The following is a 21204-nucleotide window of genomic DNA, read 5'->3' on the forward strand; positions in this document are numbered from 1 at the left end:
TTAGAAATAATAGCCAATATTGATATTGAAACGCCGTTCGGTTTCACTGCTGTCGCCACTGGCGCTGCCACCGACAAAGGGTTGGTTTTTAGCATGAACTAAATCGAAATAAGTAAACAGACCGCCTGCTGCCACAGAGAAGCCGGTAATGTTCATCATGGTGTCGCGGCTGCCATCTGACTTGTCGTACACCAGGCCATAGTTGTTGTAGAACTGCAAACCGGTTACCGGGCCCCATTCAACAGGCACGCTGTAAGCCAGGTTTACTGTGGCAGACGTGGCCTCGGCGGCAATCGAATCATAAAAAGCGTAGGCACCCACAGCCATCCGATCTGCACCGCCATCGACATCGTACTGGTACTTGGTGTACTGCAGCTGCAGGTTCCAGTTGTGGTAGTGACTATTACTGTGCACTGCCCAGGCGTGGTAATCACCGGCCCGGGTCTGACCATTATGCAAGCCACCGGCCAGTGCTGATACCCCCAGCTCGGTTTTCAGCTCACCTTGAGTCAGGTGGTAGCCAAAGCGACCACTTAAGGTGTTGTACTCACCCAGCGGCTGCGCCGGATCATCGTAGATACCATCACCTGAAAGGCGGGCGCCCACTATGTCATATGAGTAGCGGTCAGCGCGGCTACCAACATAGCCATCTACCCCGCCTAATTCGTCGTTTTTAAAGAAACCTAAATCCAGCTGCCAGTTGTCACTTAGCTGGCGCTTAAATAAAATACCTAAATCGTGGTCATCTTCCAGCCCGATATAATAGTTAGTGCTGAAAAACCAGTTATGCGAGTTATAGGGCCAGTTACCAAAAGGTACCTGGGTAATGCCCGCCTGCACCTGCCAGTCATCAGTAAGCTGATAGCCAACATAGGCATATTTAACGGCGGTCATATAATCAAAAAAGCGAATTTCGGCATTAAGTAACACATCGCCAATACTGCCGTTTAAATTAAGCCGGAATATATCCAGCGCAAAATCGCCGCCCCGGTTTTTATTGCCGTCACTGTAAGAGGTATGGCTGTAATTAGTGCGGATAGCGCCACCCAGTGTAATTCCCTCTTCGTCAGCAGTGCTGGTCTGCTCTGCTGCCACTTCTTCTGCTTCTTCGCTACTTCGCTCGGCCTGTTGCTGGCTGCTGAGCTCAGCCTGAGTTTCTTCTTGCTCTGCCAACCGGGCTTCCAGTGCGGCAATTTGTGCTTTTAGCTGGCTGAGTTGTTGTTTAATTTCGTCTGTTTCGGCAGGTGTGGCGGCGAAGGATGCTGGCGTAACTAAGTATCCAGCAGCAGCGATCAGGGCAACTCTGCAGTGGGTTTTCATAAGCGGGCCTTATCAATTGCGGAAAAACAGGTGACGCAGTGGGAATAAGAATAGTCTAATTAGCCGGTTATACCAAACCGGATACCGGGATTACTACAACAGACAGCGCCGAAATAACAATGATTTAGGGTAAAGCAGACTGGAATTAAAAGATATTGGCCGACAAATAACGGTCGCCACGGTCACAGATAATGGCCACTATGACCGCATTGTCGTGTTGCTCAGCTAGCTGAATGGCGGCATGCACGGCACCGCCGGAACTGACGCCGGCAAAAATACCTTCCTCTTTAGCCAGGCGGCGCATAGCTGTAAGTGCTTCGTTCTGGCCGATATCAATAATCCTATCTACCCGGCTTTTATCAAAAAAACCTGGCAGGTAAGCTTCTGGCCAGCGCCGGATCCCCGGGATACTGGCGCCTTCGGCCGGCTGCAGGCCAATAATCTGAATCGCCGGGTTTTGCTGTTTTAAGTAGCGCGACACCCCCATGATGGTGCCGGTGGTGCCCATGCTACTGACAAAATGGCTAACCTGCTGCTGGCTTTGCTGCCAAATCTCAGGTCCGGTACTGGCATAATGTGCTGCCGGGTTGTCCGGGTTATTAAACTGATCCAGTACTATGCCCAAACCCTCGGCCTGCATTTGCAGGGCTAAATCGCGGGCACCTTCCATGCCTTGCTCTTTTGTCACCAGAATCAGCTCGGCGCCATAGGCGCGCATCGAGCTTTTGCGCTCTTCAGTGGCGTTATCGGGCATGATTAATGTCATGGCGTAGCCTTTAATTGCCGCTGCCATCGCCAGGGCGATGCCGGTATTACCACTGGTGGCTTCGATTATTCTGTCACCTGGCTTAATAGTACCGCGCCGTTCAGCCTGCACTATCATATTCAGCGCCGGCCGGTCTTTAACCGAGCCTGCCGGGTTGTCGCCTTCCAGTTTCAGCAATACAGTACTGTTGGTATGCGCCGCCATGCGCTGCAATTTAACTAGCCGGGTGCTGCCAACTGCGTGCTCAATAGTAGGAAATGTCATGGTAAAACCGCCAGTGAACGAACAACATAATAGTGCCAGTTTAGCGCAAAGCGGCTGCACTGTTAACGGCTGATTGTTAATGGCTAAGCCGGCGTAAATTATCGCAGATAACCGCTGCGGCAATACCAACATTCAGCGATTCTGCGCCGCCAAAAGACGGAATAGTGATTTTACGGTTGATGCACCGGCCAAGTTCATTGCTGATGCCGTTGGCTTCATTGCCGAGCACAATATAGCCACCGGCCTCGTTTAATCTAAGCTGATGGACATTGTCGCCGCCCAGATAGGCGCCGTATACCGGCATACTGGCATGGGCCAATGCGTCGGCCAGCGGCAGATAATGCACTTGCACTCTCAAAAATGACCCTTTTGCTGCCGCAATGACTTTGGGATTGTAGCAATCGGCGGTATCTGGCGAGCAAAGAATATGCTTGATACCATACCAGTCGGCGACCCGGATAATGGTGCCCAGGTTGCCGGGGTCATTAATATTATCCAGTACCAGAGTCCAGCTGTGTTCTGTTGCGCTAAATAGCGGCCACTGCGGCATTGCCACAACTGCCAGCGCGGCATCATTGCTACTAAAAGTCCCGTTTTTTACCAGTTCGTCACTGCTGCATGGCTGCAGTAACGCAGCAGCTTTCACCGCCTGGCTGTGCTGCTGGATAAAAGCTTCGGTGGCAAATAACGCCGGCACAGTCCAGCCTGAGGCCAAGACTTCCAGCACCGCTTTTTCGCCTTCGACAAAAAACAACTGCTCGGCTTTACGGTACTTTTTCAGGTGCAGCGATTTAATCAGCTTGGCCCATTTGATACTTATCATGCTGTTGGCTTTGGTCGGTGAATATTACGGCTATTTTAACCAGACTTTGCTGTGCTGTCTGATTTTATCGGCGATAAATTATTAAGGCTGGCCTTGAGTGTGACGCTGAACGTCTCCAGATATGTAAGAGTAGCATGCAACCATTCGGCGCGGGCAGGGTCTGTTAAGACAGTCCCGACCCAGTGTCATTTAACAGGAGTAGTCTATGCAAGTTCAAATTAATAGTGACCGTAATATTCAGGCCGACGAGCGGCTGGCAGAATTTGTACGCGAGACACTACACACTAAATTAAGCCGCTTTGCCGACCACGTAACCCGGATTGAAGTGCATTTAAGCGATGAAAACGGCAATACCAAGCACGCCGGCAATGATAAGCGATGCTTATTAGAAGCCCGTCCGGAAGGGATGGAGCCGATAGCGATTACTGAGCATGCCGCGACGGTCGGCCAGGCGGTAGCCGGTGCCGCAGATAAATTGCAGCGTAAGTTAAGTTCAACCATTGGCAAGCTGCGCGATAAACATACCCGGGCTGGCAGCCCCGATTTCTCTGAACCAGAGCCTGCAGCTACAGAGCCTGAGCAGGCGTAACGGGCATTTTTGCTAATAATTAAAAAAAACGGCGCTGGAGGCGCCGTTTTTTTGTCTGCTGCTACTGTTGTGCGTTACGGTTATATTTTTGCTGGCCGTGCACCCAGGTTTGTTGCGGTAATACCTGCCATAACTGGCTGGGATCGATATTAAAGATGTCCTGATCGACCAGAATAAAGTCAGCCCAGCTGCCTGGTGCCAGGGTGCCAAGCGTATCTTCCTGAAAGGCACCGTAGGCCGCATCGACGGTAAATGAGCGCAATGCCTCAGTCAGGGTTAGCCGCTGCTCTGGCAGCCAGCCGCCTTCAGGTTGATTTTGTTGATCCTGGCGGGTAACTGAGGCGTGTAAGCCATGAAACGGATTGGCCAGTTCTACCGGAAAGTCAGAGCCGCCGACAATAATACTGCCCTGGTCAATAAAGCTACGCCAGGCATAGGCGCCGCGTAACCGCGCTACACCCAGCCGGTCGCCGGCCATATTTTTATCTGAGGTAGCATGCACCGCCTGCATCGAGGGCAGTACATGCAGCGTTTTAAAGCGCGGAATATCGTTCGGCGATACAATCTGGGCATGTTCTATCCGGTGGCGGCCGGCCAGTCGCTGTTCAGCGGTGGCCAGTTGTTCAAACCGGTCTAACGCCAGCCGGTTCGCCCGGTCGCCAATGGCATGGACATTAGCCTGAAAACCGGCATCCATCGTCAGCTGCATAATCTGGGTTAGGGCATCTGGTTGGGTAACCAGTAACCCGGTCTGGCCCGGCTGGTCGCTGTAATCGGCCAGCAGCGCGGCACCACGGCTGCCCAGGGCGCCGTCGCCATAAATTTTCACCGAGCGGATATCCAGCCAGTCTTGGGGATCGTCAACAATTCCCTGCTCCAGCCAGCGGCCCAGTTCCGGATCTTTAGCCGATAACATGGCATATAAACGCAACGGCAACTGATTGGTTTCAGCCAGTTGCTGATAAATATCGGCCAGGCCGGTATCTACCCCGGCATCGTGCACACTGGTAATACCCAGTGCCAGCAAGTGCTCAAATGCCAACTGTAGCGCCGCGGTTTTATCATCACTGGTTGGCGCCGGAATTTTTTGCTGCACCAGTTGCATGGCGTTATCAATAAATACGCCGGTCGGGTTGCCGTTAGCATCACGGATAATTTCGCCGCCAGGCGGGTCCAGGGTGTCTTTGTTAATACCTGCTGCTGCCAGTGCTTTGCTGTTGGCCCAGCCAGCATGGGCGTCTATCCGTACCAGCCAGACCGGCCGGTCGGCAACAGCCTCATCCAGCAAACTTTTGTCAGGGAAGGCTTTATTGTCCCACAGCACCTGGTTCCAGCCGCGGCCGACAACCCAGGGTGCCTGCGGCTGACTGGCCGCAAAGCGGGCGACTTCTGCCACGGTAGCCTGTTCGCTGCCAATGCCCCGTAAATCGGCCTGGTTTAAATATTCGCCCAGCCCCAGCATATGGCCATGGCCATCAATTAAACCCGGTAATAAGGTTTTACCTTTACCGTCCAGTTTACGGGCGTTACTAAACTGCTTATGCACAGCAGCATCACCGCGAGCCAGCACTTTACCGCTGGCGTCATCAAATGCTAATGCACTGAACGTCACTAATTCACGGTCGGTGTTAAAGCCATAACCTTTTACATTATGTAGCAGCACCGGATCGGCCGATGCTGCGCCACTGACCAGTAAACTGGCCAGCAGCGCAAATTTGCAGTGTTTCATCGATAACCTTTTTTGTTGTCAATATGCTGGAGCTGACTATAGCAGCAATATCAGCGACTTGACATCCGGCGCGGCTATTGTGCTGTGTGCTGCGATAAAATCCGGCTGGCAGACAATGCATAGGGTTGCTGCCGCCGGGTTTCGAAAAATTGTATGGGGTAACTGGCTATTGATTACGGGTAAGCCGGGCAGGGTCCAGCAGCTTTTTAAGCTCTTCTTCAGTTAAGTCCGTATGTTCCAATGCGACGTCCAGCACCGGCCGCTGTTGCTGATAAGCCTGCTTGGCAATGGCTGCGGCTTTTTCATAACCAATAACCGGATTCAGCGCGGTTACCAGAATCGGATTTTTATCCAGCGAGTGATCAATATTCGGCTGGTTCACGGTAAAGCCGCTGATCGCCTTATCAGCCAGGGCAATACAGCCATTACTCAGTAGCTCAATACTTTGCAGCAGGTTATAACCAATAAGCGGCAGCATCACATTCAGTTCAAAATTACCTGACTGGCCAGCCACGGTAATGGTGGTGTCATTACCGATTACCTGAGCACTTAGCATGGCGACGGCCTCCGGGATCACCGGGTTGACTTTGCCGGGCATAATAGAGGAGCCGGGCTGCAGTGCAGCCAGTTCTATTTCGGCCAAACCAGCCAGCGGGCCTGAGTTCATCCAGCGCAAATCATTGCTGATTTTCAGCAAAGCAACCGCCAGGGTTTTTAATGCGCCCGAGCAGGCTACGGCAACATCCTGCGAGCCGATATTGAAGAAAAAATCCTGGCTGGGGCTTAACTGCAGGCCGGTATCGGTACTCAGGTGACGGGCGAAGCAGCGGGCAAACTCCGGGTGAGTGTTGACACCTGTACCTACCGCAGTGCCACCTTGAGCCAGTTGTTGTAAACGTGGTAGTTGCTGTTGCAAGAGCTGTTCAGCATGGGCCAGCTGACTTTGCCAGCCACCCAGTACCTGCTCAAAGCGCACCGGCATGGCATCCATTAAATGGGTGCGGCCGGTTTTAACAATGTGGCCAATCTGCTGACTTTTTACCACCAACACGCCCTGAATATGCCGCAGTGCCGGGATGAGCTGGTTATGGATGGCCAGGGCACTACTTAGCTGAATAGCAGTGGGGATCACATCATTGCTGCTCTGGCCGGCGTTAACATGATCGTTCGGGTGCACCTGCTGACCCAGCTGCTTACTGGCCAGGGTGGCCAGTACCTCGTTGATATTCATATTCGTACTGGTACCCGAGCCGGTCTGAAATACATCCAGCGGGTACTGTGCCATATCAGTGCTGGCAAGCTGCTGCTCCGCAGCATAAATAACGGCGCCAGCAATGGCTGGGTCTAATTCGCCCAGCTCACTGTTAGCGGTAGCGGCGGCTTTTTTGATCTGCAGAATAGCCTGAATAAAAGCCCGCGGCAGGGTTAGCGGGCTTAACTTAAAGTTATTTATGGCACGCTGAGTCTGGGCCTGATACAGCGCGTTGGCGGGCACGTGCAGTTCACCCATGCTATCGTGTTCAATCCGGGTTGCCATTGCAGGCTCCTTGTCCATGTAAGGGTTGAACGTATAGCATGGTATCCTTTTGGCTGCTTCTCAAGGCAGCCAGGCTAAACTTAGTACTTTGCCGGCTGCCCCTCAGCTGGCAGCGCATTTAAAATAAACTCCCGCAAATCGTCGTTCGATTTCTGTAAGTCTTCGGCGCGTAAATACATCATATGACCGCTACGATAGCCTTTAAAACTCATCCGGTGTTTCATTTTGCCGCTCGGATCAAGCTGCCACATATTGTATTTGGCATCAAAATAGTTGGTGGCACCGTCATAATAGCCCGACTGGGTCAGCACTTGCAGGTATGGGTTCTGGGCCATGGCCTGGCGCAGGTTTTCGCCGGTATTATCGTTGCTGCGATCCCATGGGTGTACCGGGCCAAACATATTGTATTTAACATCGGTTTTGTAGTTCAGCTCGGTGCGCAGATAGTGGTTAATGGCCGGCGTAAATGAGTGCAGCCAGGAGGTCAACTCGGCCCAGTAATCCGGCGTATCACCGACATCGGTTTTATCCAGTCCCAGATAGCGGGAATCGAGCCGGCCGACGGTCTGGCCGCGGTCGCGTAACAGCTCTTTCCAATAATAACTGGTACTGATATCCAGATTAGAGCGCAGCACGTTTTGCACGCTGATGCCAGAGTAACGGCTAACCTGCTCGGCTATCTGCTGTTTTTCTTCGCTACTTATCATATTGCCTTTGGCTAAGGCCGGCAGATACTGGTTAATGGTAAATTCTTCGACTTCGGGCAGAATGTCGTACAGGTCTTTCTGTTGCAAGTCGGCGGCAAGCTTCTGATGATACCAGGCCGTCGCAGCAAAATACGGTAAGCGGTTAGCGGCTTTTACCGGGCCGTCCCGGCTTATACCTATATCGGTCGGCGATACCAGTACCACGCCATTTAAGTACATCCACTGCTGGTTCTGCAAGGCTAGCGCCAGGCCGGACACCCGGGTGGTGCCATAGCTCTCACCAATTAAAAACTTCGGTGAGCTCCAGCGCTCGTAGCGGCTGACGAAGCTGTTAATCCACTCTGCCAGATAGCTGACATCGGCGTTGGTGCCGAAAAACATTTTCTGTTGCTGATCTTTACTTGGCATTTTGCCATCTTTATCTGGCAGCACCCGTGAATAACCGGTATTAACCGGGTTTACAAACACTATGTCGGCTACGTCCAACACCGAATGCGGGTTGGTTTTTACGCCATATGGCTGCACAGGGTAACCTTCGTCATCAATATTCAGGGTTTTAGGGCCGGTGTAGGCAACATGCATCCAAACCGACGCAGAACCCGGGCCACCGTTAAATGAAATTAACAGTGGCCGTTTTGCCGTGTCTTTAATATCGGTGCGCTGATAATAGGTATAAAACAGGGTGGCAGTCGGGTTACCCTCACTGTCCCAAACGGGTTGGGTACCGGTATGCGCTTTGTAGTTAACTCTTTTGCCATTAATTTCGGTGCGGTGTTCGGTGGTTACCACCGAGTCAGCGTCAATTTGAACTTGCTCAGCAGCATGCAGGTGCCAGCTGGCCATTAGCAGGGCGGCGAAAAGGCCGCTGATTTTGATTAAACGCAGCATAAACAGCTCTCTTAGTTTGAATTACCAGGGTACTGTAGCGTCAAAACGGCGTGCTGCGAAGTCGCAATGCGACTGACAGCAGTTTTACAGGATAATCCGGTAACAGGCTTGATGAAAATACGAATACTTATTAATTGTATCATTATGATTTTAAAAGTAATTTTGCTAAATTGATGCTTTTGGCCTAAGCTAATGCCATGTTAACGCTAACCGGAGTCGCATTATGCAAGGCAACCCCAAAGTACTTAGTAAATTAAATGAAGTACTTACCTTCGAGCTGACCTCAATAAACCAGTATTTTCTGCATGCCCGCATTTATAAAAACTGGGGCCTGCAAGCGCTGAACGACGTTTGCTATAAAAAATCGATTAAAGATATGAAGCAGGCCGATGAGCTGATTGAGCGGATTTTAATGCTGGAAGGCTTACCGAATTTACAGGCGCTGGGTAAATTGCGGATTGGTGAAGATACTGAGGAAATGCTGCAATGCGATATGGATTTTCAGTATGAACAGTTGCCGTTACTGCGCGAGGCTATTGCCCTGTGCGAAACCGAGCAGGACTACGTTAGCCGCGACATCCTGACGGACCTACTGGAATACGAAGAAGATCACATCGACTGGCTGGAAACCCAGCAACATCAAATTGGCGTAATGGGGCTGGCGAATTACCTGCAAGCTCAGGTAGGAGGCCAGTAATTATGAAAGGTAATCAACAGGTAATAGCAGCATTAAACGAATTGTTAGCCAATGAACTGGCCGCGATGGACCAGTATTTTATTCATTCGCGCATGTATCACGACTGGGGCCTGCACAAGCTGTTTGAACGGATTGACCATGAGTTTGACGATGAAAAAGGCCATGCTTCTAAACTGATTGAACGGATCTTATTTTTGGAAGGTACCCCTGATTTAAAGAACCGCGACGCCATTCATGTCGGTAAAGACGTGCCTGCCATGTTGCAGAACGATTTAAACGTGGAATATACCGTGGCAAAACTGCTGAAAAAAACCATGGCATTGTGTGAGAAAGAGCAGGACTATGTCAGCCGCGATATGTTACAGCAACTGCTGGACGATACTGAAAACGACCACGCCCACTGGCTGGAGCAGCAGCTGCGGCTGATTAAGATGCTGGGTTTGGAAAATTACCTGCAGGCGCAAATGTAGTGGCGTGTTAACAACGAATATGCAGAAAGCCGGCCGCTGTTATTGCCGGCTTTTTTATTACACTCGCTTACACTTTATTAAGCTGCATACTTTGGCCTGCCCCGTGGCTTTGTGTTAATTTTCCGGTACTATTTTTTACTGAGCATCAATCTATGTACAAAAATGCCGTCTCTCTGCTACTAGCCGCCAGTTGCGTCAGTAGTTTCTGGCTCAGTGCCAACGATATTAACCGCAATTTGCCCCCGGTTGCCGTGCAGCAACCTTATACCATTACCTCGCCGCAGGGTGACCGGCAAGACCCTTACTATTGGCTACGTGATGACAGTCGCACATCGCCGACCGTATTGGATTATCTGCACCGCGAAAACGATTATTTTGCTGCTTATGCGAAAGCCTATCAGCCCTTAACGGACAAGCTGACTGACGAAATTATCGGCCGGGTTAAACAAGACGATAGTTCGGTACCCTATACTAAAGGTGACTACAGCTACTACAGCCGTTATGAAGCCGGCAAGGAATACCCGATTTATGCTCGCAAGTCATTAAAAGATGGCACTGAGCAAGTCATGCTGGATGTGAATCAACTGGCGGCTGCCAAAGACTATTACCGGGTAGCAAACTGGCAGATCAGCCCGGATCAGAACCTGCTGGCCTATCTGGAAGATAGCAGTGGCCGGCGCCAGTACACCCTGAAAATTCGTGATTTACGCACTGGGCAGGATTTGCCAGACCAGCTAACGGGCTTATCCGGCAGCCTGGCCTGGGCCGCTGACAACCAAACTGTGTATGTTATTCAGAATGACCCGGTAACCCTGTTAAGCACCACGGTGTTGCAGCATAAGCTGGGCAATAGCGCAGCCCAGGCAAAAGCAGTGTATCAGGAGCCTGATAACAGCTTTTATTTAAGCCTTGGTAACAGCCAGGATGATAGCTATGTGATGATCACCTCTGAAAGCACGGTGTCGACGGAAATCCGGGTGCAACCTAGCAATCAGCCACAAACAGAATTTAAGGTACTGGCACCGCGTCAGCGCGACTTTCAATATAGTGCTGAGCATCATCAGAACCGCTGGATTGTAAAAACCGATTGGCAGGCACCAAACTTCCGCTTAATGACTGTTGCTGCAGATAAAATTGGTAATCGCCAGCATTGGCAGCCACTGCTGGCGCATGATGAACAGGTATTTATTGAGGGTTTTACAGCCTTTGATAACTACCTGGCAATCAGCGAGCGTAGCAACGGTCTGCGCCGTATTAAAATTATGCCCTGGCAAGCGCCGGACAAAGCGTTTTATATTGCCTCCGATGAAGCCGCTTATGTCAGCCGTTTTGAGAAAAACCTGGAGCAAAATACCGACTGGTTGCGCTACAGCTATACCTCACTGACCACTCCGGAGACGGTGTACAGGCTGAATATGCAAACCGGCGAAAAGCAGCTACTGAAGCAAACCGAAGTGTTGGGTGATTTTGCGCAAAGCAACTATGTTACTGAGCGGGTCTGGGCCACGGCGGCAGATGGCACTAACATACCGGTGTCGTTGCTGTATCGCAAAGGGCTTAAGCGCGATGGCACCGCGCCGTTGTATCAGTACGCTTATGGCTCTTACGGCAGCTCGTCTGATCCATCATTTCGCTCAACCGTATTTTCGCTGGTAGATCGCGGCTTTGTCTATGCCATTGCCCACATCCGTGGCGGCCAGGAAATGGGCCGTCACTGGTATGAAGACGGCAAACTACTTAACAAAGTTAATACCTTTACCGACTACATTGCAGTAACCGATCACCTGGTTGCTAATGACTATGTGGCGAAAGACAAAGTATTTGGTATGGGTGGCAGCGCAGGTGGCCTGCTGATGGGCGCCGTAGCAAATATGGCACCAGAGAAATACCGGGCACTGATAGCCCATGTGCCCTTTGTCGATGTGGTCACCACTATGCTGGATGAAACTATTCCGCTTACCACCAATGAGTTTGATGAGTGGGGCAACCCTAAACAGCAAGAGTACTATGACTATATGCTGGCCTATTCGCCTTATGATCAGGTGGGCCAACAGGCCTACCCGGCACTGTATGTCACCACCGGCTTGTATGACTCTCAGGTGCAGTATTTTGAACCGGCTAAATGGGTAGCTAAATTACGGACCCATAAAACTGACCAGAACCCGCTGCTGTTTAAAACCAATATGGAAGCCGGCCATGGCGGCAAATCTGGTCGCTTTTCGCGACTGGCCGAATATGCGCAGGAATATGCGTTTATTCTGAATCTGTTAGGTATTGATAAATAAACCGGGCCTTGCTGTTAACCCTGCTGGCGCTTATCGCCTTTGCAGGTAATTCGTTACTGTGCCGCGCAGCACTGGCCCATACCCAGATAGATGCCGCCAGCTTTACAACTATCAGGTTGTTATCAGGGGCGGTGGTGTTGTTTGTCCTGGTGGTGCTGCGCAGCGGAGTTAGTAGTGGCAGCGTAAGAGGGGCTGGAAACTGGCCGTCGGCGCTGGCGCTATTTGTGTATGCTGCGGCCTTTTCGTTTGCTTATATGCAGTTAAATACCGGCATTGGTGCATTAATTTTATTCGGTGCCGTGCAAACCAGCATGATTGCGTATGGCCTGTGGTGTGGTGAGCGCTTTGCTGCAGGACAATGGCTTGGGCTGGCACTGGCATGTGCCGGCTTAACCGGCTTGTTACTACCCGGGGCATCGGCGCCGCCGCTGATTGGTGCGTTGCTGATGATCGCTGCCGGTATTGCCTGGGGCGTATATTCGTTGCGCGGCAAAGCTGCGGGCAATCCGCTGCAGGTTACTGCCGGTAATTTTATTCGTACTATCCCTATGACATTGCTGTTATCTGTGCTGTTGTCCAGACAATTGTCGGTAGATAGTTCCGGAATATTCTACGCGTTACTGTCTGGAGCTGTAACCTCGGGCGTGGGCTATGCCATCTGGTACAGTGCTGTGCCTTTAATTAAAGCAACCACAGCGGCGACAGTGCAGCTAAGCGTGCCCATGCTGGCGGCGCTGGGCGGAGTATTGCTGTTGCAGGAGCCATTAACACTGCGCCTGCTGCTGGCATCACTGGCGATTTTGGGTGGTATCGCTCTAGTGGTCCTACTGCCCGCTAAGGCAAAACATAAAGTTAGGTCAACATCGGCCAGACGGTAATTCAGCTGAATTAACGACACTTGCATCATATCACGTACAGTGATTGCGATACTTGACGGAGCTCCTCAACGTTTTCAACTAATCCTGCTATTTAAAATCACGCCGCTACAGCAGCTTTTATTCTGTTGCATACCTTGTTTTCTCTGCCACTGCAGTGACACACTGGTTAATGATTTTATCAAAACAACAACCTAACCGGAGAAGCGAATGGACATGTTATGGGCCTGGATAGGGTTTAATCTGTTTGTGCTGGCACTATTGGCTTTTGACCTGGGCGTACTACACCGCAACTCCAAAGAAATAACAGTTAAAGAAGCGCTGTGGCTCAGCCTGGGCTATGTGGTGCTGGCAATGATATTTGCCGCCGGTGTATTCCATTTTATGGGCAGCGAGAGCGGTTATCAGTTTGTTACCGGCTACCTTATCGAAAAAAGCCTGAGCGTCGATAATATCTTTGTGTTTCTGCTGGTGTTTATGCATTTTTCGGTACCGCCGAAATATCAGTATAAAGTACTGTTCTGGGGCATTATTGGTGCCTTGCTGATGCGTGGCACCCTGATTTACGTTGGGGCCAGCGTTATTGAAGCTTTCCACTGGATTATTTACCTGTTTGGTGCTTTCTTAATTTTCACCGGTATTAAAATGCTGGTGATGGTAGGGCAGGAACCTGACATGGAAAACAACCGCATTGTGAAGTTTATGCGCAAACGTTTCAGAGTTACCGACACCTTTGAACAAGATCGTTTTTTTGTCCGCCGCAATGGCTTACTATTTATGACGCCATTATTTATCGTGCTGGTGCTGATTGAGCTGACTGATTTAGTGTTCGCATTGGACTCTATTCCAGCAATTTTTGCGATCACCACCGACCCGTTTATTGTATATACCGCTAACGTCTTCGCCATTTTAGGTCTGCGGGCGCTGTATTTTGCGCTGGTGGGTATAATTCATCGCTTCCACTACCTGAAATACGGTCTTTCATTAGTACTTATGGTGGTGGGCAGCAAAATGATCCTGAATGCGTACTTCGGCGAAAAAGTTATTCCGACAGAAATTGCATTATTGATAACCGCAGTGCTAATTGGTGGTTCAATGGCGATATCATTGCTTAAAACCCGCGGTACCAGCGCAGAGCAAGCTCCGGCAGAAACCAAAGCCTGGTGGGTACCGGGCAGCCCGGCAAAAAAGAAAAACGAAAAAAAATAGCACCCGGCGTCGGCGCTGTGCAGACAAAGCATTGTTTCAGCATCTGCCGGGGTATATGTAGGATTTCCCCTTTACAAATACTCAAACGATAATTATTATTATTTGCGTGTTTACTTGGTTTAATCCTGGACCAACAGCATAACAAGCTTGTGTTCAGAATAAGTGCCTATACTGAATTCTAAATTACAGATAGTTATATAAATTTACTGGCCACCTCATAGTCTGTGGTGGCAGGAGCAGGCATGAAGCAATCGTTAATGCAGCCACCCTGGCTTAATGGCCGCAAGGTGTTAGGCGCCCTGATTATTTTATTGGGTGCCAGTTATGCGATCCAGCAGCTGGTACTGTTAATGCAACAGCAACAAAATGTCCGCTATGCTTTTTATGCTGGAATGGTTGCGGCAGCGGCTACTGCTGCTGGTGCAACACCGGCATTGTTTATACGACGCTTATCCCAAAAATTGCATGATGTGATGCTCGGCTTCGGCGCGGGCGTCATGCTGGCTGCCTGCATGTTTTCATTAATTGTGCCAGCTTTAGCTATTCTGGAAAACAGTGGGGCCTCGGCCTGGCGCAGTTCAGGCAGTGTGGCGCTGGCAATTTTGTTTGGGGCAGCGTTAATGCTACTGGTTGAACGGCTGGTGCCGCATCAGCACTTTATCAAGGAAGAAGACCGCTTACGCGGCTTAAAATTGCGCCGCAGCTGGTTATTTGTGTTTGCTATTATTTTACATAATATTCCGGAAGGACTGGCTATAGGCGCCTCTTTTGCCAGTGGCGATACCGCTGCGGCAACCGCGCTGGCCACCGGTATTGCTATTCAGGACATCCCGGAGGGGCTGGTTGTCGCTATGGCGCTGCTGGCAGCTGGTTACAGCCGCACCCTGGCGGTGGGCATGGCGATATTATCGGGCCTGACAGAACCTGTGATGACGGTGCTGGGTGCAGCTGTGTTAGGGGATTCCAGCCTGTTGTTACCCTGGGGCCTGGCGCTGGCCGCAGGGGCCATGTTGTTCGTGATAAGCCATGAGATGATCCCGGAATCGCACCGTCAGGGCCATGAACTACCGGCGACCACCGGCCTGATGCTGGGCTTTGTGCTGATGATGCTGCTGGATACTGCACTGGGATAAGCGCGGCATTAGCTAGTAACCTTTCGACACATTTCATTACAATCTGCTGGTCGGCTTTTCAGTTAGCCGGCTTGCCTATTGCTGACGTTATTTATTACATTGGGTATTACAAAATTTCACATTTACGTGAAGTGCAGCAATCTACTACAGGTGCCCTAATGAAAAAAATATTTGTTATCAGTGCGGTAGCACTGGCAGTGCTGACTGGTTGCGCCGGAGAGCGTGCTGCGGTAACGACAGAGCCACGCATGGAGCAGCAGGTTGCCGGCCAGGTATTAGTCAGCCCGAATGACGAGCGCCAGTATAAAACGCTGGTACTGCCAAATAAGCTGGAAGTGATTCTGGTATCAGACCCTACTACCGAAAAATCGGCGGCTTCACTGAGCGTTGGCGTTGGTTTACTGCAGGATCCGATGAGCCAGCAGGGCATGGCGCATTACTTAGAACATTTATTATTTATGGGCACAGAGCGCTACCCCGATCCGGCCTCCTACAACGGCTTTATGTCGCAAAATGGTGGCGCTGCCAATGCCTACACCTGGCTGGACATTACCAACTACATGTTTCAGATAAATAATCCGTCTTATGATGAGGCACTGGACCGTTTTTCTGATTTCTTCAAAGCACCGTTATTACTGCCGGAATATACCGAGAAAGAACGTAATGCCGTTAATGCAGAATGGTCGATGCGCCGGGAAATGGACTTTTTTGGCCAGTTTAAGCTGTCGCGTAGCATGTTTGGTGAGCACCCGGCAAACCGGTTTTTAATTGGTAATCTGGAAACGCTCAGCGACAAAGAGGGCAGTAAACTGCATGATGAAACAGTAAAGTTTTATCAGCAGTATTATTCTGCCAATACTATGAAGCTGGCGTTGTTAAGTAATTTACCGCTGGCTGAAATGGAGCTGTTAGCCCGCAAACATTTTGCTGCCATTGAAAACAAAGAAATCGCCAAGCCGGCAGTTGACACTGAGCTGAATTATCAGGACTTCGGGGCGAAAAGGATCCACTACGTACCGAATGAAGATGTAAAACAGCTGAAGCTGGATTTCACTATCACCAATAACAGCGATGAGTTTGCGGTTAAACCGAACGAATTCATTACCTACCTGCTCGGCTCTGAAATGCCGGGGTCGCCGGCGCAGCAACTGAAAGCACTGGGCTTAATTTCATCATTATCGGCCAGTGCAGAACCAGGCGCTTACGGTAACTATGGCAGTCTGACTATTGATATCAATTTGACTGACAGTGGTATGACGCAGCGTGAGGCCATTATTGCCACCGTGATGCAGTATCTGGAGCTGATAAAACGCGACGGGGTCGACAGCAAGTATTTCAGTGAAATTCAAACCAGTCTGGCCAACCGCTTTCGTTTTCTGGAAAAAACCGATGGTTTCGGTTATGTCTCTAACCTGGCGCATGCCATGCAGTTTGTGCCTGCCCAGCATGCGGTAAATGCCCCCTATCATTACGAGCGGTTTGACGCGGCAGCGATCAACCGGGTGCTGCAGCAGCTGAAACCAGAAAGTTTGCGGGTGTGGTATATCAGTCAGCAGGAACCTTTTGACAGCGAATTGCATTTCTATGATGGCCGTTACAAAATTACCGACATCAGCGAGCAGGAAATTGCCAGCTGGCAGCAAAGCCCGATTGCTACTAACTTACCCGCTGTGAACCGGTTATTACCGGAGAATTTTGAATTGCGAGCGCCGGCACAGGCGGATAAACCAGAACTGGTGGTAGAAGACAAAGGCATTAAAGCCTGGTTGTATCCCAGCCAGCAGTTTGCCAGCCAGCCCAGAGGCCGGCTGAACATTTTTCTGAACAGCCCGGCAGCATTGCAGGATGCTAAAGCGAAAGTGATGTTTGCGCTGTGGCAGGATTTATATAACCTGGAGCAAAGTGTGCTGGCAACCGAAGCCTCAGTGGCCGGGATGGACTTATCGCTGAATGACAATAATGGTCTGGTACTAAGTCTTGGTGGCTTTACCGATAAACAGCCACAGCTGTTAAAACAGGCACTGGCTGGGTTAACCCCCGAAGTAACTGCAGAACGGTTTAGTCAGGCGGTAGACCGTTATGTCCGGGGTATCCGCAATTTACAGCGGCGTTTCCCGTTTCAACAGGCATTTATGGCGTTTAACAGCCTGTACCGGGGCGGCAACTATAATAATGAGCAGTTAATTGCCAGTGCTGAGCAATTAACGGCGGCCGATTTACAGCAGTTTATGCAGCAGGTACTGGCGAATCACCAGCTGCGTATTTTCGCGTTTGGTAATTATAATCAGGAAGATGTTAAGCAGCTGGTAAATACTATCGCTGCCAGGTTGCCGACAGAGCGGACAACCCTGGCTTATACCCGCAGCCCGGTATGGCAACCTGCGCCAGGTGAGGTTATAAGCTTGCAGCAAGATTTAGTGGTGGCGGATGTGGCAGTCGTGGATATGCATATTCACCCGGACCCGTCAGTTAAACAGCTGGCCCGCGGCCGGCTGTTACAAAGTCATTTTTCCAATAAAGCCTTTGACACCCTGCGTACCGAAGAGCAATTAGCCTATGCCGTGGGCGGCGCTGCCGTCAGTGTTGAAGATTACACCGGCTTCGGCTTATATATTCAAACCCCGGTTAAGCCGGTAGCGGATATGCAGCAACGGTTTGATGACTTTAAGCAGCAATACTGGCAAATCCTGCAACAGCTGGACAATGCCGGCTTTGAACAGTTAAAACAAAGCTTACTGGTAAGCCTGAAAGAGCCACCGAAAAACTTGCAGGAGGAAATGGCGCCGCTGATCAGCGACTGGTATCAGGAAAAGTTTGACTTCGACAGCAAGCAAAAACTGATAGCCGAAGTGGAAAAACTGACCCTGGACGAGGTAAAAGCCTTTTATCAGGAAACCCTGTTAAATAAGGAAGCCGCCCGGATTTCAGTGCAAATGCGTGGTACCGGTTTCAGTCAGCAACCTTTTGCTGAAATCGAAGGCCAGCAGGTGATCACCGATTTAGCTGAGTTTCACCGGCAGATGAAAACGCAGTAACCGGCGTTTATCCGTTAAAGCGCAGCTTCGGCTGCGTTTTTTTATTGATATTGTGAAAAAAGTTCGAGTAATCACTTTAAACGCCTGTTAGCTTTAACCAATTCTGACAACAACGTTCAGCAGCTGTTAATCCTGCGCTAATGAGTTCTCACACCACATGCCTGGAAATTATTTAAACACCAGCGCAAGCCATAGCGCCGCTTAGCCCTTATAGTCCCGAAAACTGCCTCTTGCAATCAGTGGCTACTGTTCTATTTTTGTTCACTGAGTCAGGACAGCATTACCCCAATAAAAATAAGATAAAGACGAGGAACTGTAATGAAAAAATTAACAAGGCTGCTCTCGGCAGCGCTTCTTGGCGGCCTCGCCGTCAGCTTTAACCTCTGTGCCGCCGTTGGCGGTTATCCGGTGGTACTGGTGCATGGTTTACAACCCGAGCAACTGGCCAGCCGGCCCAATGCCAGCGAAGTCAGCAGCGATGGTGCAGCTTACTGGCAGGCCTACTGGCGCGACCGGGCCGATGTGCGGATTGACTGGCCGGCCCATGAGCGGGTTGCCGGTAAAATTGCCAGTGACTATGTCTGGCCAAAACTGCAGCAACTGTCGGTAAATGGTACTTGCGCCAATGGCTGTATTTTTGTTTCGCACTCCACCGGCGATTTAGTGACCCGCTATCTGCTGGATAATCAGGCGTTGTGGCTGCAGAATGCCGGTTTGCAACCGCTCAATATTGTCGCCACCTTTGACTTCGCCGGCGCGGGAGGGGGTTCTGAGCTGGCCGATTTGGCCGTAAATGTCGCCAGTGGCTCGGGCCTTATCGACTTTACCTTGCGGCTGGCGCTGGCCGCCTGGCTTGGCGAGATACCTAACGCTGGCACGGTGGGCGTTCTGAATGACTTGCGGGTAAACAGTGCCCGTCAGCTGGCGTCGTTTCCGGATAGCCGGGTGCCGCGCTTACGCTTTGTTGGCGCCGGCTCTGATTACCTCGGGGCCACCGGGCCATTTTTACCCGGTACAGATGATGGTGTGGTAGCCAGTCACTCTACCTGTGGTGCGGCGACGGCAGGTAACTTCGGCAGCTGCTCGGCCAGTGTCGCCTTTGACGGCAAGCTGGCTAGTCAGAGCAATGGGGTGCGTAGTTTTATGCCTTACCATTATCCGTTGTTAATGAGCGAAGGCTATAGTCATGGTGGCTTAATCGCAAATCAGGTTCAGGATGAAGTCACTGCCGCCAATAGCAGTGCAGGTTATTTAAATAACGACAGTCTGCAGTTCAGTACCTATGATGAAAAACGTGGCTGGTGGATATTCAGCTCGCGCTACCGGGTAGTGCGTAACTCGAACAATACCAGCATGTCGGCGCTGGTGTATCAGGCGGCAAATTAACAGGTGTGGCTTAAGCAGTGAAGAAAGTCATCATGGTCGTACTGGCCCTGGCAGCATTGCTGTCAGGCCTGTGGTTATTCTGGCGTGCATCAGACCAGCCAGCTCATCCGGTAACAGTGCCAGAAGTCGCCACCATAGCCGTGCAGCCTGCTGCAACGGCCAAAGCTAAAGCGCCAGTCAAGCCTACCATTACCGTTACCGAACGGCTGCCGGAGCCGGTCAGCGACAGTTTTAAGTTACTGGCAACAGCTTATGCCAGCGAGCTGCAGTACCCGGGCTATTCGCGGCCACTGTCCGAGGCTGACAGTCATTTACTTCACCCCAACATTTATGTGGTGCAACCGGTACCACTGGAAGGCGGCGCCAGCGCAGCGATAGTGCTGCCGAAATACCGTTTTAGTTACCCTGAGGCGGTACCGGTAAGCCTGCAGGTAACTGGTTTAACGGTGCATAGTGTTAGTGTGCGGTTACATAGTGAGCAGGACAACACATTACTGGCCAGCGAAGCCATGCAACAGAGCACAGCCCCGGGCAATGAACAAAGCTGGCAGGCGGAATTAAGCCCTGAAGACGACTGGAACGGCCCGGTAGAAATCAGCGTGACCTTTAGCGCCAATGGCCGGGAACAAACCCTGAAAACCGGATTTTTATACAGCCACCCGGTAGCCACTATTACCGGGGTAGGTTCCAGCCGGGGTGTTGGCAGTGACATGTTGATCCCGGTAAAACTGCAGGTAGAGCAGGCTGGCTACTACCGGCTACGCGCCAACTTATTTACCGCAGAACGCCAGCCACTGGCATTGCTGACTGCCACAGAAAAGTTAGCTGAGGGTAACGGCGAACTCACTTTGCGCGCCTACAAAGCGGTGCTGCGCCAGCAGGAGGGCCCCTATATTCTCAGCAGCTTTGTGCTGGAACGCCGTCCCGCCGTGCCCGGTGAACTAACCCGCTATGGCGACAGTGAGCAAAGCGAATACCCATTGGAGTTTTTTTCCCTCAGCCAGTTAACTGACGAGCCGTTTCAGGCCAGCGCCGAAGAGCAACAGCGGCTGCAGTTTTTACAGCAAATGGCAGAGCAATAGCCTTCGGTTATGCAGGTGAGCGCACGCCAGCAGCAGGCCGCCCGCTACCGATAATGGCAGCTCGGCATCATGGCCGGCAAACAGTGCCACCACCAACAATAGAAAACCGCCTAAACCCAGAATAAACGGTGTTTTATTGCGATGGACACACCAGCCGCCGGGCAGGCTCCAGGCCAGCAACGCACTGATAGGCAACAACATCAGATAATGAAACCATTCAGAACTGAATACCCCCAGTAGTACGCCGGAACTGCCCAGTGCCAACAAAATGGGTACCGTCAGGCAATGCACTACACACAGGCCGGACAGAGCTGCCGCAATAAGATCTTTCATAGTAACTCCCTGACACTTAACTACCGGGCACCAAATGCTGACCCGGGGTTGTCCTCAAAAAAACAATGTTATAGTA

17 protein-coding genes are annotated in these 21204 nt (G+C 51.0%); 10 read left to right on the forward strand and 7 right to left on the reverse strand.

The window, feature by feature from the left end; genetic code table 11:
- The 3 genes from KG631_RS09145 to KG631_RS09155 all read right to left on the reverse strand — a co-directional run bounded on the left by KG631_RS09145 (nucleotide 1) and on the right by KG631_RS09155 (nucleotide 3173).
- Nucleotides 1–1320 carry a porin gene (locus KG631_RS09145; protein WP_213998868.1) on the reverse strand — a complete coding sequence of 440 codons (1320 nt, stop codon included), beginning with the start codon at nucleotides 1318–1320 and terminating at the stop codon, nucleotides 1–3.
- Between the two features lie 145 nt (nucleotides 1321–1465).
- Nucleotides 1466–2350 (reverse strand): cysteine synthase CysM, encoded by an 885-nt coding sequence (gene cysM / locus KG631_RS09150; protein WP_213998875.1) that lies wholly within the window; start codon nucleotides 2348–2350, stop codon nucleotides 1466–1468.
- A gap of 76 nt (nucleotides 2351–2426) precedes the next feature.
- Nucleotides 2427–3173 carry an RNA methyltransferase gene (locus KG631_RS09155; RefSeq protein WP_213998883.1) on the reverse strand — a complete coding sequence of 249 codons (747 nt, stop codon included), beginning with the start codon at nucleotides 3171–3173 and terminating at the stop codon, nucleotides 2427–2429.
- Between the two features lie 205 nt (nucleotides 3174–3378).
- Between KG631_RS09155 and KG631_RS09160 the strand changes: the two genes are divergently transcribed.
- Nucleotides 3379–3762, forward strand: a complete 384-nt coding sequence (locus KG631_RS09160) for an HPF/RaiA family ribosome-associated protein (RefSeq protein WP_213998890.1) — start codon at nucleotides 3379–3381, stop codon at nucleotides 3760–3762.
- A gap of 61 nt (nucleotides 3763–3823) precedes the next feature.
- On the opposite strand, the gene KG631_RS09165 is transcribed toward KG631_RS09160, so the two are convergent.
- From KG631_RS09165 to KG631_RS09175, 3 genes are all read right to left on the reverse strand, one after another.
- Entirely contained in the window at nucleotides 3824–5491 is a 1668-nt protein-coding gene (locus KG631_RS09165; protein ID WP_213998894.1) for an amidohydrolase, read from the reverse strand.
- A 166-nt stretch (nucleotides 5492–5657) separates the two neighbouring features.
- Nucleotides 5658–7028, reverse strand: coding sequence for a class II fumarate hydratase (locus KG631_RS09170; protein WP_213998899.1), 1371 nt, complete (start codon nucleotides 7026–7028; stop codon nucleotides 5658–5660).
- A gap of 80 nt (nucleotides 7029–7108) precedes the next feature.
- On the reverse strand, nucleotides 7109–8623 hold the full coding sequence (locus tag KG631_RS09175) for a carboxypeptidase (RefSeq protein ID WP_213998905.1): 1515 nt from the start codon (nucleotides 8621–8623) through the stop codon (nucleotides 7109–7111).
- A gap of 223 nt (nucleotides 8624–8846) precedes the next feature.
- Here KG631_RS09175 and bfr (KG631_RS09180) point away from each other — a divergent pair, with 223 nt between their 5' ends.
- The 9 genes from bfr (KG631_RS09180) (at nucleotide 8847) to KG631_RS09220 (ending at nucleotide 20795) form a co-directional block, all read left to right on the forward strand.
- Nucleotides 8847–9320 carry a bacterioferritin gene (gene bfr, locus KG631_RS09180; RefSeq protein WP_213998908.1) on the forward strand — a complete coding sequence of 158 codons (474 nt, stop codon included), beginning with the start codon at nucleotides 8847–8849 and terminating at the stop codon, nucleotides 9318–9320.
- A gap of 2 nt (nucleotides 9321–9322) precedes the next feature.
- Entirely contained in the window at nucleotides 9323–9790 is a 468-nt protein-coding gene (bfr, locus tag KG631_RS09185) for a bacterioferritin (protein WP_213998913.1), read from the forward strand.
- A 152-nt stretch (nucleotides 9791–9942) separates the two neighbouring features.
- The gene (locus KG631_RS09190) at nucleotides 9943–12075 is read left to right on the forward strand and encodes a S9 family peptidase (protein WP_213998916.1); all 2133 of its coding nucleotides are present in this window, start codon (nucleotides 9943–9945) and stop codon (nucleotides 12073–12075) included.
- A gap of 8 nt (nucleotides 12076–12083) precedes the next feature.
- Nucleotides 12084–12953: a DMT family transporter gene (locus KG631_RS09195; protein ID WP_301003708.1), complete on the forward strand. Its 870-nt coding sequence runs from the start codon at nucleotides 12084–12086 to the stop codon at nucleotides 12951–12953.
- A gap of 207 nt (nucleotides 12954–13160) precedes the next feature.
- Nucleotides 13161–14159 (forward strand): TerC family protein, encoded by a 999-nt coding sequence (locus KG631_RS09200; protein WP_213998922.1) that lies wholly within the window; start codon nucleotides 13161–13163, stop codon nucleotides 14157–14159.
- 242 nt (nucleotides 14160–14401) lie between these two features.
- Entirely contained in the window at nucleotides 14402–15292 is an 891-nt protein-coding gene (locus KG631_RS09205; protein WP_213998927.1) for a ZIP family metal transporter, read from the forward strand.
- A gap of 158 nt (nucleotides 15293–15450) precedes the next feature.
- Entirely contained in the window at nucleotides 15451–18327 is a 2877-nt protein-coding gene (locus KG631_RS09210) for an insulinase family protein (RefSeq protein ID WP_213998931.1), read from the forward strand.
- Between the two features lie 318 nt (nucleotides 18328–18645).
- On the forward strand, nucleotides 18646–19713 hold the full coding sequence (locus KG631_RS09215) for a hypothetical protein (RefSeq protein ID WP_213998938.1): 1068 nt from the start codon (nucleotides 18646–18648) through the stop codon (nucleotides 19711–19713).
- A gap of 17 nt (nucleotides 19714–19730) precedes the next feature.
- On the forward strand, nucleotides 19731–20795 hold the full coding sequence (locus tag KG631_RS09220; protein WP_213998944.1) for a hypothetical protein: 1065 nt from the start codon (nucleotides 19731–19733) through the stop codon (nucleotides 20793–20795).
- Here the strand turns inward: KG631_RS09220 and KG631_RS09225 are convergent.
- Nucleotides 20772–21128 (reverse strand): MerC domain-containing protein, encoded by a 357-nt coding sequence (locus tag KG631_RS09225; RefSeq protein ID WP_213998951.1) that lies wholly within the window; start codon nucleotides 21126–21128, stop codon nucleotides 20772–20774. The two genes, KG631_RS09220 and KG631_RS09225, sit on opposite strands and share 24 nt — an antisense overlap.
- Between the last annotated feature and the right edge of the window lie 76 nt (nucleotides 21129–21204).

It is taken from the genome of Arsukibacterium sp. (genome assembly GCF_018402695.1).
In the GTDB taxonomy this organism is placed as follows: Bacteria; Pseudomonadota; Gammaproteobacteria; order Enterobacterales; family Alteromonadaceae; genus Alishewanella.

Bases quoted from the DNA above. Each gene is read 5' to 3' on its own strand.
- KG631_RS09215 (WP_213998938.1), top strand. From the start codon at position 18,646: ATGAAAAAATTAACAAGGCTGCTCTCGGCAGCGCTTCTTGGCGGCCTC.
- KG631_RS09200 (WP_213998922.1), top strand. From the start codon at position 13,161: ATGGACATGTTATGGGCCTGGATAGGGTTTAATCTGTTTGTGCTGGCA.
- KG631_RS09155 (WP_213998883.1), bottom strand. From the start codon at position 3,173: ATGATAAGTATCAAATGGGCCAAGCTGATTAAATCGCTGCACCTGAAA.
- cysM (WP_213998875.1), bottom strand. From the start codon at position 2,350: ATGACATTTCCTACTATTGAGCACGCAGTTGGCAGCACCCGGCTAGTT.
- KG631_RS09205 (WP_213998927.1), top strand. From the start codon at position 14,402: ATGAAGCAATCGTTAATGCAGCCACCCTGGCTTAATGGCCGCAAGGTG.
- KG631_RS09210 (WP_213998931.1), top strand. From the start codon at position 15,451: ATGAAAAAAATATTTGTTATCAGTGCGGTAGCACTGGCAGTGCTGACT.
- KG631_RS09170 (WP_213998899.1), bottom strand. From the start codon at position 7,028: ATGGCAACCCGGATTGAACACGATAGCATGGGTGAACTGCACGTGCCC.
- KG631_RS09160 (WP_213998890.1), top strand. From the start codon at position 3,379: ATGCAAGTTCAAATTAATAGTGACCGTAATATTCAGGCCGACGAGCGG.
- KG631_RS09225 (WP_213998951.1), bottom strand. From the start codon at position 21,128: ATGAAAGATCTTATTGCGGCAGCTCTGTCCGGCCTGTGTGTAGTGCAT.
- KG631_RS09190 (WP_213998916.1), top strand. From the start codon at position 9,943: ATGTACAAAAATGCCGTCTCTCTGCTACTAGCCGCCAGTTGCGTCAGT.
- KG631_RS09175 (WP_213998905.1), bottom strand. From the start codon at position 8,623: ATGCTGCGTTTAATCAAAATCAGCGGCCTTTTCGCCGCCCTGCTAATG.
- bfr (WP_213998908.1), top strand. From the start codon at position 8,847: ATGCAAGGCAACCCCAAAGTACTTAGTAAATTAAATGAAGTACTTACC.
- KG631_RS09165 (WP_213998894.1), bottom strand. From the start codon at position 5,491: ATGAAACACTGCAAATTTGCGCTGCTGGCCAGTTTACTGGTCAGTGGC.
- KG631_RS09145 (WP_213998868.1), bottom strand. From the start codon at position 1,320: ATGAAAACCCACTGCAGAGTTGCCCTGATCGCTGCTGCTGGATACTTA.
- bfr (WP_213998913.1), top strand. From the start codon at position 9,323: ATGAAAGGTAATCAACAGGTAATAGCAGCATTAAACGAATTGTTAGCC.